The 12,058-nt window shown below is 57.6% G+C and carries 15 protein-coding genes; 11 read left to right on the forward strand and 4 right to left on the reverse strand.

Going from position 1 to position 12,058, the window contains the following annotated elements; all coding sequences use genetic code 11:
- Window positions 1-16 precede the first annotated feature (16 nt).
- The 5 genes from ACIQ17_RS01120 to ACIQ17_RS01140 all read left to right on the forward strand — a co-directional run bounded on the left by ACIQ17_RS01120 (window position 17) and on the right by ACIQ17_RS01140 (window position 4,451).
- Entirely contained in the window at window positions 17-2,041 is a 2,025-nt protein-coding gene (locus ACIQ17_RS01120; RefSeq protein ID WP_398464476.1) for an ATP-binding protein, read from the forward strand.
- Window positions 2,038-2,697 (forward strand): response regulator, encoded by a 660-nt coding sequence (locus ACIQ17_RS01125; protein ID WP_398464478.1) that lies wholly within the window; start codon window positions 2,038-2,040, stop codon window positions 2,695-2,697. The genes ACIQ17_RS01120 and ACIQ17_RS01125 overlap by 4 nt, the downstream gene beginning before the upstream one ends.
- A 407-nt stretch (window positions 2,698-3,104) precedes the next feature.
- Complete coding sequence (locus tag ACIQ17_RS01130; RefSeq protein WP_398464510.1) at window positions 3,105-3,182, forward strand: BA14K family protein; 78 nt, start codon at window positions 3,105-3,107, stop codon at window positions 3,180-3,182.
- Between the two features lie 129 nt (window positions 3,183-3,311).
- Window positions 3,312-3,509, forward strand: a complete 198-nt coding sequence (locus tag ACIQ17_RS01135; protein WP_398464481.1) for a hypothetical protein — start codon at window positions 3,312-3,314, stop codon at window positions 3,507-3,509.
- A 93-nt stretch (window positions 3,510-3,602) separates the two neighbouring features.
- Complete coding sequence (locus ACIQ17_RS01140; RefSeq protein ID WP_398464483.1) at window positions 3,603-4,451, forward strand: universal stress protein; 849 nt, start codon at window positions 3,603-3,605, stop codon at window positions 4,449-4,451.
- Between the two features lie 47 nt (window positions 4,452-4,498).
- Here ACIQ17_RS01140 and ACIQ17_RS01145 read toward each other — a convergent pair whose 3' ends face one another.
- Together ACIQ17_RS01145 and ACIQ17_RS01150 are read right to left on the reverse strand one after the other, a co-directional pair.
- Complete coding sequence (locus ACIQ17_RS01145) at window positions 4,499-4,774, reverse strand: SH3 domain-containing protein (RefSeq protein ID WP_211909286.1); 276 nt, start codon at window positions 4,772-4,774, stop codon at window positions 4,499-4,501.
- A gap of 90 nt (window positions 4,775-4,864) precedes the next feature.
- Window positions 4,865-5,089, reverse strand: coding sequence for a hypothetical protein (locus ACIQ17_RS01150; protein ID WP_398464486.1), 225 nt, complete (start codon window positions 5,087-5,089; stop codon window positions 4,865-4,867).
- Between the two features lie 152 nt (window positions 5,090-5,241).
- Between ACIQ17_RS01150 and ACIQ17_RS01155 the strand changes: the two genes are divergently transcribed.
- A complete protein-coding gene (locus ACIQ17_RS01155; RefSeq protein WP_398464488.1) occupies window positions 5,242-5,643 on the forward strand; it encodes a PRC-barrel domain-containing protein in 402 nt (133 codons plus the stop codon).
- A gap of 261 nt (window positions 5,644-5,904) precedes the next feature.
- Here ACIQ17_RS01155 and ACIQ17_RS01160 read toward each other — a convergent pair whose 3' ends face one another.
- Window positions 5,905-7,149: a DUF2254 domain-containing protein gene (locus ACIQ17_RS01160; RefSeq protein WP_398464490.1), complete on the reverse strand. Its 1,245-nt coding sequence runs from the start codon at window positions 7,147-7,149 to the stop codon at window positions 5,905-5,907.
- A gap of 299 nt (window positions 7,150-7,448) precedes the next feature.
- On the opposite strand from ACIQ17_RS01160, the gene ACIQ17_RS01165 reads away from it, so the two are divergent.
- The 5 genes from ACIQ17_RS01165 (at window position 7,449) to ACIQ17_RS01185 (ending at window position 11,751) form a co-directional block, all read left to right on the forward strand.
- Window positions 7,449-7,892 carry a DUF1330 domain-containing protein gene (locus ACIQ17_RS01165; RefSeq protein WP_398464492.1) on the forward strand — a complete coding sequence of 148 codons (444 nt, stop codon included), beginning with the start codon at window positions 7,449-7,451 and terminating at the stop codon, window positions 7,890-7,892.
- Window positions 7,893-8,272: 380 nt separating this feature from the next.
- Entirely contained in the window at window positions 8,273-9,451 is a 1,179-nt protein-coding gene (gene nhaA / locus ACIQ17_RS01170) for a Na+/H+ antiporter NhaA (protein WP_398464495.1), read from the forward strand.
- A 101-nt stretch (window positions 9,452-9,552) separates the two neighbouring features.
- Window positions 9,553-9,807, forward strand: coding sequence for a hypothetical protein (locus tag ACIQ17_RS01175; RefSeq protein ID WP_398464497.1), 255 nt, complete (start codon window positions 9,553-9,555; stop codon window positions 9,805-9,807).
- A gap of 1,187 nt (window positions 9,808-10,994) precedes the next feature.
- Window positions 10,995-11,120, forward strand: coding sequence for a hypothetical protein (locus ACIQ17_RS01180; RefSeq protein WP_398464500.1), 126 nt, complete (start codon window positions 10,995-10,997; stop codon window positions 11,118-11,120).
- Between the two features lie 304 nt (window positions 11,121-11,424).
- Window positions 11,425-11,751, forward strand: coding sequence for a four-helix bundle copper-binding protein (locus ACIQ17_RS01185; RefSeq protein WP_398464502.1), 327 nt, complete (start codon window positions 11,425-11,427; stop codon window positions 11,749-11,751).
- A gap of 67 nt (window positions 11,752-11,818) precedes the next feature.
- Here the strand turns inward: ACIQ17_RS01185 and ACIQ17_RS01190 are convergent.
- A partial coding sequence (locus tag ACIQ17_RS01190) for a DUF6894 family protein (RefSeq protein ID WP_398464504.1) occupies window positions 11,819-12,058 on the reverse strand: 240 nt, incomplete at its 5' end.

The raw sequence follows: 12,058 nt of genomic DNA on the forward strand, positions 1-12,058 counted from the left end.
CGATCAAAGGGACATCATGGCCTCTCACTCACACTTTGCTCGCCATTCATTAATTCTGCTCGTCATGGCGGCGGCAATTCCATTGCTGGTGTTTGGGGGCTGGGTGATATTTCTCAGCGCGCGTGAGGAGCGCACGGCGTCGTTGAACGCAGCGTTCGATACGCTTGATCGTGTTGTGACGCGGGTCTCTTCGGAACTCGTGACGCAGATCGAGGTCGCCGAAACTCTCGCAGCATCCGCTTCACTCGACCAACCGGACCTTCCTATGTTCTACCGTGAGGCTAAGCGTCTCAAGGACGCCCGTCCGTTGTGGGAGACCATCGAGCTTGTGGACCGTGATGGCAGCCAGGTACTGAACCTCCTTAGACCCATGGGCTCCGAACTTGGTGCGACCGCCGATCGCGACAATTTCGACAAGGTCATGGAAACAAAAAAGGCTGCCATCGGTGGGATCGGGCCGCTGGGACCGATTTCAGGAAAGCGACTTATCGCGCTCCGTGCCCCTGTGGAGCGTGGTGGTAAGATCAACTACGTTCTTACCGTTGCGCTCGTGCCGGACGCTGTCAGTCAGATCCTCCGCAGCGCGGGAGCACCGAAGGGATGGGTTGGCGAAGTCGTGGACGCCAAAGGCAACATCGTCGCACGCACGATGGCTAAGCATTTTGAGCTCGGGAGCGCTGCCAGCCCTTCAGTCCGAGCCGCTATCGAGCGCGCCCCGGAAGGCTCATATGTAGGCCACTCGCTGGAGGGGATCGAGGTGGATACGATCTATCGCACCTTGCCCGGCACCGGTGGTTGGTCAGTCCATTTCGGTATCCCATCCGACGCGTTAAATGCGCCGGTGAAGCGATCAGGATATCTGCTTGCTGCAGGTGGAACCGTTAGTCTCTGTCTTGCCGTCATACTTGCGTGGCTAACAGGCCGTGATATCGCTCAAAGGAGACGTGATCAGGAGGCCAAAGCGGCGCTTGAGCTCGGTCTGAGCGAAGAGCGGCGACGACTGGCCATCGACACCGCCGCGATGGGCGTGTTCAATTGGAACACGCAAGGTAGTCACGTGGTGGCCTCCACGCGATCGCGAGATTTACTCAATCTGCCTGACGCTCCGCAGCTCGGTAGCGATCGACGCTACAGTCGGGAAGCATTTTTGAACGGTGTTGCGCCCGCCGATCGAGCTATCGTCGCGGGTGCATTCGACCAATGCTTTACGGACGGATTGGTCGATGTCGAGTTTCGAACAGTCTCGGCTGGCGGCGAACTCCAATGGCGTCGCGCTACAGGGCGACCATCGCAGATCGACACCACGCGAACCGTCCTCGGCGTCATCATCGATATTGATGCGGGGAAAAGAGCTGAAGCTGAACGCCAGCAACTGCTGTTGAGGCTGGCCCAGGCAGAGGAAAACGAACGCCGCCGGATCGCGCGTGAACTACATGATCAGATCGGTCAGAGCGTGACAGGACTACTTCTCGGGCTCAAGAACCTTGAGCAGTCGATCGAAACAGGTGACGGCAAGCCGGGATATGACCGCATCGCTTGGTTGCGGGAACTCGCCAACGACATTGGCCGCGACATCCATCGCGTTGCGGCAGATCTGAGACCAACTGCGCTCGATGATCTCGGCTTGTATGACGCCTTGCGTGCGCTTGCGGCGGAATGGAGCACACGTTTCGACATCGTGCTCGATCTGCAGATCTCTGGTGAGGTCTCCAGAGTGCCATCCGACATCGAGATTGTCGTCTACCGGGTGGTTCAGGAGGCGTTGACCAATATCCTCAAGCATGCGAGGGCCAAGAATGTCAGCCTCTTGATCGACAGGCGGGCGACAGAGCTGCGGATCATCGTCGAGGATGACGGGATTGGGTTCAATCCCATCTCCTCGGAGCCTGTAGGTCAACCTCTGCCGGTGAGGCTCGGTCTTTCGGGAATGCGCGAACGTTTGAGCCTGATTTCGGGAACCATGACCATCGAATCCGAACCAAACGCGGGAACGACCATATTCATCGCAATTTCGCTTATCACTGCAGCAGGTCCGACATGAGCGTCATCCGAATCACTCTGGCCGATGATCACCCGGTGGTCTTGGCAGGGATCAAGGCTCTCTTGGATAATGTCAGCGATATTGATGTCGTGGGCGAAGCGACAACAGGAACCGACGCGCTCCAGCTCATCAGCGACCGCAAGCCCGACATCGCGGTCATCGACATATCGTTGCCAGAGATCAACGGCCTGGAATTGGCAAAGCAAGTTGCGGAAAAAGTACCGAGCGTCAAATTGCTCGCACTTACCGTTCACGAAGATCGTGCCTATGTCCAGCCGTTGCTCAAGGCCGGAGCTAAGGGATATCTCCTCAAGCGCTCTGCTGCGGACGAACTGATCCGTGCCATCCGTGCCATCGACGGTGGCGGCGTCTACCTCGATCCAGCAATCGCAGGCAAAGCAATCCCTGATCTACCCGGCGACAGCGGCGGTCTTGGTAAGATTGCGGCGGCGGAGCTAAGCCATCGCGAGACCGAAGTCCTTCAGTTGATATCTCAAGGACTCAGCAACAAGGAGATCGGAGGCCGTCTGGAGATCAGCGTCAAGACCGTAGAGACTCACAAGGCGCGCGCCCTGGAGAAACTTGGCTTGCGCACGCGGGCGGAAATCGTCCGATACGGGATTGCTCATAGGTGGCTGGACAACCTGAGCGAATAGCCAACGCAACATAGTGTACGCCAGCGTACCGGCTTTATCTGAAACTCTTAATGTCTCCGGGGTTTGTCGTCGCGTCAATCGGCACACAGACAGGAGACATCGGCATGAGATCAACCTTGGTATTCGCAGCCACTTTGCTGGCCGCCTCAAACGCCTTCCCAAGTGCCGGGCCAGCGTCAGCCGCGCCCCTTCTGGCACAGGCTGCACACGCGGACCGGAACGACAACGTCGTCGATATCCGCTGGAGGGGGCGTGGATGGCATCATGGGCATCGTGGGTGGCGCCACGGTTATTACAATCGGGGCCCAGGATGGGGACCGGCCCTCGGCGGCCTTGCTGCAGGAGCGATCATTGGTGGAGCGATTGCAAATAGCAACGCGCGAGCGGCCAACGACGAGGCTTACTGCATGAACCGCTACAAGTCGTACGATCCGGGCTCTGGCACCTATTTGGGATACGATGGCAACCGGCATCCGTGCCCGTAGGCAGCATTCGCTTGAGCCGCCCGGGGATGTCAGGAAAATCCTGACATCCCCTCGCGCCGCCTGACTGGTGGTCAGCTCCTCAAAGCATCAACTTGGTCCCGATTGCTGAAGACGCCGATCGAGGGACAGATGCACAATCCGCTGTTGCTGGGACTACTGCTCATGATGTCAGGCGCTGCGCTCGCCTATAGCGGCCTGCCGAACCGGTACGGACAAAGTCCTTTCTTCATGACGCGGAGCGGCCTTACCCTGATATATCCTGCCATCATTGCCTCGTTGCTGGCGATTGGGGCTGTCCAGATCGTGGCAGCCGTTGCTGCGCACTAACGCATCGTTCGCGCAAATATGGAAGGACCCGGACCTTTCAACGCTGATTTCCGCTCAGCAAGAGATCGGCGTTCGGGCTTTGAGGAAACGCTTATGTCGATCAAATCTTTCATCGTATTTCTCGACGCCACCTCCGGAATGAATGCCCGGATGACATATGCGCTCAATCTGGCAGAGCAGCACGAAGCACATCTCATCGGCATTTCCGTATCGCCGCCGCTCTGGACGCGAACCAACGGAGCGATTGATTACACGCGAGGGACTTCTGCCGTTGAGGAGATGGTTGAGCGCCGTAGCGCGCAGGAAGCCGCTACTCACGAAACGTCGAAACGCGCTTTCGATGAGTTGCTCAGGCCAACGGGCCTTAGTCATGAGTTTCGCGCTATTCGCGAGATGGAGGCAGATCAAATCGCGAGACTTCACGCATTACATGCCGATCTTGTCATTGTCGGCCACTCCCGACCGGACGGCTTGCCTCATGCGTCTCCGCCCGACGCAATGCTGGTCAAGACCGGCGTGCCCTTCCTAATCGTCCCCGACGACTGGCATCGGGCCGCGCCGGTTGCACAGAACATCATGATCGCATGGAATGCCAGTCGAGAAGCACGCAGAGCTATTACAGACACGTTGCCGCTTCTGAAAGGAGCCAAGTCTGTCACCGTTACGGTTGTCGATGCTCATGAGAACACCTCATATGGTGAACAACCAGGGGCGGACGTCGCACAATACCTCTGTCGTCATGGGGCCAATGTCAGTGTCGAGCAGAGACAATCAGCCGGCCGGCCTATCGCTACCGTATTGCGAGAAACTGCACATGACCTGCAATGTGACCTGATTGCGATCGGCGCTTACAGCCACAACCGGCTCAAAGAACTGGTTTTCGGCGGCGTGACACGCTCGATCTTATCCCGCGTGGAGGTGCCAACGGTCATTGCACATTGATGGCTGCGTTCGCTCGATGGCGGACACGACCGCTGCCGCGAACCAACTCAAGATTTCCTGCTGAGCAGTCGAAGTTGACGATATTCCACCCAGCCAATACTTCCACGCCAGATGACCCTGCACCAGCGATTGCTGATGCAGTAACGTGTATCGACACGTGCTCCTCCCGGAATGACGTCGATCACTGCAAAGCTCGCGTCCGGCGCTGCGCGTAGCTTGACCGGTCCCCGGGAGCGCGCCGGATCAGCTTCGGCTTCGACTATGAATACCGAACCAAACATCACGACAATTGCCGATCTAACGATTAAATTCTTCACGTTCACCTGCGGCGGCTCGCTCTCTGCTTCTCACGGGGAGATGATACAGGCTGATCTCGCTGATATGCAGCGCGGTCTGACGCTTCTCGGGCGTCGTTAATCGTCCTTGCCAAGCGTCTGCATAGCGCTGACGACATCGGCACCTGAAAGAGCGTTCGTCGCGCTCGGCAAAAACCTGCCCAGCGCCGCTGCTTGTCGTCGCACGGAGATCTGCGGTCTGTTGAGGATAGCTGCGGCTCGTATCAGGGTCGCCCCGCTATCGGCGAGTTCGATCAGCTTGGCAATTTCGTCCGGTGTCCACGGCGACTGAAACTTTCGCATGACGCCTCTGTGCAATTCATTCCACCGTAATAGAGCGACATCGGCGAGAGGATCAATTGCGGAAAATCCTGACAAGGCCGCGAGGAACGATAAGCCAGGCGGTCGGTTGCCAAACCATCGATCCTACCTTCTGGATCGAAATGGAGAAGACTATGAATAAACTGCTTTTGACCGCTGCATCGCTGGCCCTGCTCGCATCTCCCGCTCTCGCACAGACTGCGACGACGACACCAGCCGCCCCGGCAGCTACTGCCGCCAAGTTTGCCACGGTCACAAAGGACGAGATGTTCACGTCGAAGCTCAAGGGGCTCAACGTCATGAACAATCAAAAGGAGACGATTGGCGAAATCAGCGACATCGCCTTTAAGGGCAAGGAGATCAGCGCCTTGATTCTCTCTGTTGGCGGCTTCCTTGGGGTAGGAGAGCGCTATGTCGCCGTGGCTCCGGATTCGGTGAAGATGATGTACGATGCGAAGGCGGAGAAGTGGACCGCCACCATGGATACAAATAAGGACACCCTGAAGAACGCGCCTGAGTTCAAATATCCGAAGTAAGCCTATCGATCGACATGGTCGCCGGAATTTCCGTCCGACGGCCATGTCACCCTCGGTGGTCAATCGTTGGCAAGATGCCGCTTTCAATTCATTCCAGCACTCCTGCAACCGCCCTTCTTTCAACAGTAAACTTTGATGCGCTAACTATTGCATTTCATGTCCCTGATCCATCGCGACATACGAGGAACGAATTGAGCCCTTGGGCAAAGAAAGGTTTTGCGCCTACAGCGTTGATCTCCTGACTTCGAGACGATGGTGCCGTTACGTGTCCCTAGTCAAAGCGCTGCTCAACCGTTGGATGTCAGGAGCAAAGCTAAGGGCTTGTCTGGCACGAGCAAGAGCCAGTTCCGCATGCGCCGTCGCGGCTTCGGTCATCTCTGCGTTGCCAATATTCGCCAATGCCTGCATCGCCTTCTGCAGACGCATACCCACCTCCACTAGTCCGGCACCATCCCTGGCAATCGGGGCGACAGCGTCGTCAAGCAAATCACGCGCTGCCACGGCTGGCACAAATATCCTCGGATACTTGATCTCATCGCGCGGACAATCAGCTCCATCCGTCCAGTTCGAAAGGACGCGCACCATCGTCCCTATGACGTCGATAGCAGTGCCGGGATCATTGACTGCCGGTGACAGCGCCCGCGACGCCACCTCTGACAGAACGATCAACCCGAAGCGTGGGTCCTGTTCGTATGATCGCTGGTCGCCGATCTGGAAACAATTGGCGACCTCCCGTGCGATCTCGTCGTCGTGACACGCGACCATGACCGCAAGCCTGCGGTCCAATGTCGCAAAGGTTCCTGGAAGCGCCGTGACGCAGATGTCGAATTGGCCGCGTTCTGCAATGCGTGAGAGCCCGCCTATATCGATCCGCCGGACATATCCAATCTTCCGAGAGACGACGGGCGTTCCGGGCGGCTCGAGCAATGGCGCCCGCCTGCCGCCAAGACAAGGGTTTTGGCGACGATCATCGATCGCCTTATTTACCGCCCGCTCGACCTGATCAATGGTTTCGCCAAGGCGCCCGAGGCGTGACAAACGATGGATCCAACGCAGCAGCATCACAACGATCAGTACAACGACGACGACAGTGGCTGCGAACAAGATCAATCGCCCGCTTGAGCCATAAGCGCCCGTGGACAGCGCGATCAATCCAACCAGACTAAAGACAAAAGCGCCGATAAAGGTAGCAAGGGCGCGCTGGGCCGTCCTGTCTTCGACTACCAGTTGGGCCGCACGCGGTGTCGCTCCCGTGGCCGCCGAGGCAAAGGCCTGAACCATCGTCGAGATGGAGAATGTCGCGACAGCGAGCATACTGGCTGCGATAATGCCGAGAATGCGATCGACGGCGTCGGCGCCCACGCGGCTCGACACGGCGTCAGGAATGAGGCGATCGAGAAAAAGCGCACTGAGGGCGGCTGTGACGCCGAGCAAGCAATAAAGTCCGACGGTGAACCAAAGCTGATTTGCAACGTCCCTGGCGATCCAATCCAGTTTCAGTCTCATTGAATACCCCGAGATCTAATCTGACAATCGGTGTGATGCGAAGCCAATCGCTGCAACTCCTTTAGACCACGTATTGCGCCGAGGCGAACTCGTCATGTCAAATGTCACGTTCTGAAAAGCAGGACTGCCAAGCTCATGAACGTCGGCTTTGCGCCTATTGCCTTTACGCAATGACGCAAACCCAAAGGCGTGACCAGTGAATTCGCTGCACCTTGGCTATGCGCTCCCAAGGATCCAAAAGTCGTTCTCGCCAGGGATCGTTTGTGTTTCTCTGCGTCATAAAATCACTGGAGGTAAAAATGACTCAAGGTTTCGTCGATCCGACTAAGGAAACATTTTCACTCTTTCGCAAGAATGATCGGCCTGGCGCGATACAGATGTTGAACTTGGTGCGGCTGCTACCTGAAGCCAAGTATCCGGATTTACGCACAGCGACCGGCGCGGAAGCCTACGCGCGTTACGGCGAAGAAAGTGGCCCCGTCTTTCGGCGCCTCGGCGGGCGAATAATTTGGCAAGGTCGATTCGAGCTGATGCTCATCGGACCTGCGCATGAACGCTGGGACCACTGTTTCATTGCCGAATACCCAAGCGTCGATGCCTTTGTTCAGATGCTTAGGGATCCGGTATACCGCGAAGCGGTGAAGCACCGCCAAGCTGCGGTTGAAGATTCTCGTTTGATCCGAACTGCACCCTTACCGATCGGCGAAAACTTCGGGGAAATTCCTGTTCAATCGGAGACATAAGCCGCCCGACAGCCACAGCCTCGCCCTCATGCGGACTGAACGCGCTATCCTTCTGGGCGCCCCTTACTGAACTTGCGGGCGATGCGGGGCGCGCTTTCCAATACGCTGGCTCGCAGAAGCGGCGGATACCTACGACTTTGCGATCGCGTCATGCTGACGCGTTCATCTAAAAATTAACAGAGCATTAACCGTAAACATGGAGGTAACAGCTTACAGAGGTGATGGCATGCAACGGTTTTTTGGAATACTCAGCGTTGGCAGTTTCTTGCTGCTCTTCGTCCAAGTTGTCACGGGGATCAGCCTTCGCTGAAGTCGCAAAAGTGACAATGAGCCACACCGATTAGGGTTGTCCGAACAGCAGGTGCATGCGACCCAGCCGCATGACTTTACCCCGTTCCGGTCCGACCTCGGCGCTCCGCGCTCTGCTTGCCAACGAGGCCGCTGGCGGCATCGTTTTGATGTTAGCCGCAGCCGTCGCCTTGCTGGTAGCCAACTCGCGGCTGGCGCCTCTGTATTTCGATGCTCTCCATGTGAAGATCGCGGGGCTATCCGCTCTGCACTGGATCAACGATGGGCTCATGGCAGTCTTTTTTCTGCTAGTGGGCCTGGAGATCAAGCGCGAGCTTTTGGAAGGCCAATTGGCGAAGTGGGAAGACCGGATCTTACCGGGTGTCGCTGCGCTTGGCGGCATGCTTGTTCCAGCACTCGTCTATCTTTTCATCAACGGCATTTTTGCTCCCACCGCGAGAGGATGGGCGATACCCACGGCGACAGACATTGCATTCGCGCTCGGTGCGATTGCGATACTGGGCAAACGTGTCCCAGTCTCGCTCAAGATATTCCTTACAGCCCTTGCCATTCTCGACGACTTGGGCGCGATTACGATTATTGCGCTGGTCTATACAGACAACTTGCAGATGAGCTGGCTGATGGCAGCCGGCGCCGTTGTCGTAATGCTTTTCGCCTTTCAACTGATCGGGCGGCAGTCGCTCTGGCTCTATCTGATCCCAGGCGTCTTCTTGTGGTTCTTTACGCTCAAGTCCGGCGTTCACGCGACCTTAGCCGGCGTGCTGCTCGCCTTTGCGATCCCGCTGCCGCGTAAGACAGAGGGCGGCGAAGATCACCGGCCGCTCATCGTTCTCGAACACGCCCTTCAACCATGGGTCGCCTACCTTGTGGTTCCGATCTTCGGTTTCGCAAACGCAGGTGTGTCTTTTGCAGGCATGACAGCATCGGTACTGATGGCGCCGGTCACGCTTGGCATTGCGGCGGGCTTGTTCTTCGGCAAGCAGATCGGTGTGTTCCTCGCAAGTTGGGGAGTGGTTGCGTTAAAGCTGGCACGGCCCCCGGCGGGCGCGAGCTGGCCTCAGGTCTATGGAGTTTCTTTGCTCTGCGGCATCGGTTTCACGATGAGCCTCTTCATCGGATTGCTGGCGTTCCCGGATGACGAGCTCCTACAGAACGAAGTCAAAGTCGGCGTCCTCCTCGGATCGCTCGCTGCAGGGATGGTCGGCGTAGCCGTGCTTGCCATCAGTAAGACGCCAACGCGGCCGACGTGACTGCAACTCACATTTGAGGCAGGCCTCCAGTCAAAATGACGCGCCGAAGGCACTTTGTTTTCTAGGCGAATAGGGATAGCCAGTCGGCGATTGGAGCAACGATGTCCGACAACAACAAGCCAAATACAATACACTGGCCCAGTATCCTCACCGTCATCTCCGCGGCGATCCTCATCGGCGCCGAGGTTTTCGGGGCAGCGTTCGCCGGCGGCTGGGCATTTGGCATCCTTCTCGGGCTGAGCGACAACGCGACATACATTCTGCAAGCGGTGCTGATGTGTCTGGGTATCGTGGTGATGACAGTATTCATCCGCAATGCGCAGCGAATCGAACCGTTCTGGGGCCGCAAACGGTGATCAACGATGGGACAGCACTGGCGTCACCAGCAAGATGATGGAAGCGCGAGACGGGGAGCAGGCGCTGTGCTCGTGGCTCTTTGCATCGGTATAGCAGCGACTGTGGCCTCGACGACCGCGTTGGCCTTCTTGGTGCGACTTCTACGTTGATCGGAGGAGACACGATGCGCCTGCTCGCCATATGCTCCATATCTGTACTGTCGGTGGCGACGGCCGCATACTCGCAAGGAACCGCCGAGCAAAGACGGGCATGCACCCGCGACGCAGTCACCTTGTGCTTTGATGCCATTCCGGACACCAAGCGTGTCTCGGAATGTCTCCACGACAACCGGGAGCGCCTGAGCGAACGCTGCGCTCGCGTCCTTCCGCCGCGGGATTCTGTGACCGAGGAAAAGACGCCGCAAGCCGAATGACGTGGGGTACGTCGTTGCCGCAACTGCCCGGCTCTCGCCGTATATCCGCATTTCCTAAGAATGTCGGCTTTGCGCCATTAGCGGTCACCTAGCTACTTCTCATTGGCGTACGATCGATACAATCACCAGCTAACGACCGACGTTGAATTGCAGAAATCCGGCATTCAAGAACCAACGATACCTATCAAATCGGCATAGAACGAGCCAGCAACGCCTGCTCCCGCGCGTAGCAGTGAGCGCTATGTCCGGCCCAATTCCTGGATCAGGCGCGCCCGCCGGCGCGGTTGTTCATCACCGACGTGCTCGCCAAGCAGCCGCGAAGGCGACGACATTCGTCTTACCGCCCAGGGCCAGCGTGCTCGGCAAAATGCGGAATATGACCATCCCGATAACATTGCCTGATAGGAGTGCGAGGCTGATGCTCGCAACATATTCGACGACTTCGCGCCACTCCACCTAGAACGCCGGGATGACAGGCACACCGTCATTCACGCCGGTGAATGATCAGCAAGCATCCGACGCTGACGGTGGCAGTGATCACGCCGATCAGCAAGGCATCGGCTGGCCCGAGCCAGGCGGGCGTCCGATTCATTCCTGAATCACCTCTGCTGAACGGGCTTGCCACCGGCACCTAGTTCGGTCGTCTCGTCGCTGATTTCCCGCTGCTCACCCGCTGACTATGCGCAAAGCTCCGCAAATATTGGAAAGCAACAGCATACGATTCATGGTTGACGCACGCTTCTAACGGATAGAAATCAATGAGAAGACACGAACATGATCGCTGTTGTGGTCATCATCGCCATGGTCGTTGGCAGCGCTGCCATCGGTGTCCAGGCAGGTCAAGCCTGCCTGGACACCAACAACGTCTTCACCTCGATTGAAGAGAAGAACAGGCTCTAGACCCCGCACTGCATCCAGGCCCTGCGGAGCATTTTATTTTTGCCGCGTCCGTTTGTTTCGGAACGATGCAGTCATCCTCCTGTTCTACGGCCACACAAGCCAGGGAGGCTGCTGTGGCAAAGTCCGATTACGACGTCACGCTAGACGAGAAATCGCAGGAGCAGCCCGAGAGCAGGGAACGGGCGCGTGATCCCAGCTCGTCCGGCCAAGAGGAGCCCTCCACGCACGATAGCGAAGCAGGCAAGCTGCAGCCTAACCAGCGACACCAGCATAATTTGGGCGACAAGAGCTAAGGGATAAGACCATGCAATCGGAAGAAATGACCCGCTGCATCGAGAGCTGCCTTGCGTGCTACAAAACCTGCCTGAGCATGGCAATGAACCATTGCTTGAAGATGGGCGGCAAGCATGTCGAAGCCGCGCATTTCAAGCTCATGATGGCTTGCGCAGAGATGTGCCGGACGTCGGCCCACTTCATGCTGATCGGTACGCCGCATCACAAGCACACCTGCCGTGAGTGCGCGGAGATCTGTACAGAGTGCGCGAAGGACTGTGAACGCATCGGCGACATGGACGAATGTGTTACCGCCTGCCGGGCCTGCGCCGAATCATGCCAGAAGATGGCCGCCTGAAACGGCAGTGGATGCGCTCATCCCGTCACAGCGGCTTTCACGCATGGCGGCACGATCTCGCCAATGCTCACATCTCCAGCTCCGCGCCCCCGTCGTCCATAACATTCATGTGGGTCGCAACAACCCTTCCACCGACGTCGATGGTCTCGCATACCAATTCCTTCAGAGCCCTCCGGGCCTCAAGAATGGCGGCATCCGCGTCGGGGAACTCGGCTCCGTCGTGGTCGGAAAGGGCGGAGCCGTCGCCGTATTCGATATGCAGAAAGAACTGCGGCATGTGAGCGCCTTTCATGTTCTCACAAGCTGC

It is taken from the genome of Tardiphaga sp. (assembly GCF_044340795.1).
Lineage (GTDB): Bacteria > Pseudomonadota > Alphaproteobacteria > Rhizobiales > Xanthobacteraceae > Tardiphaga.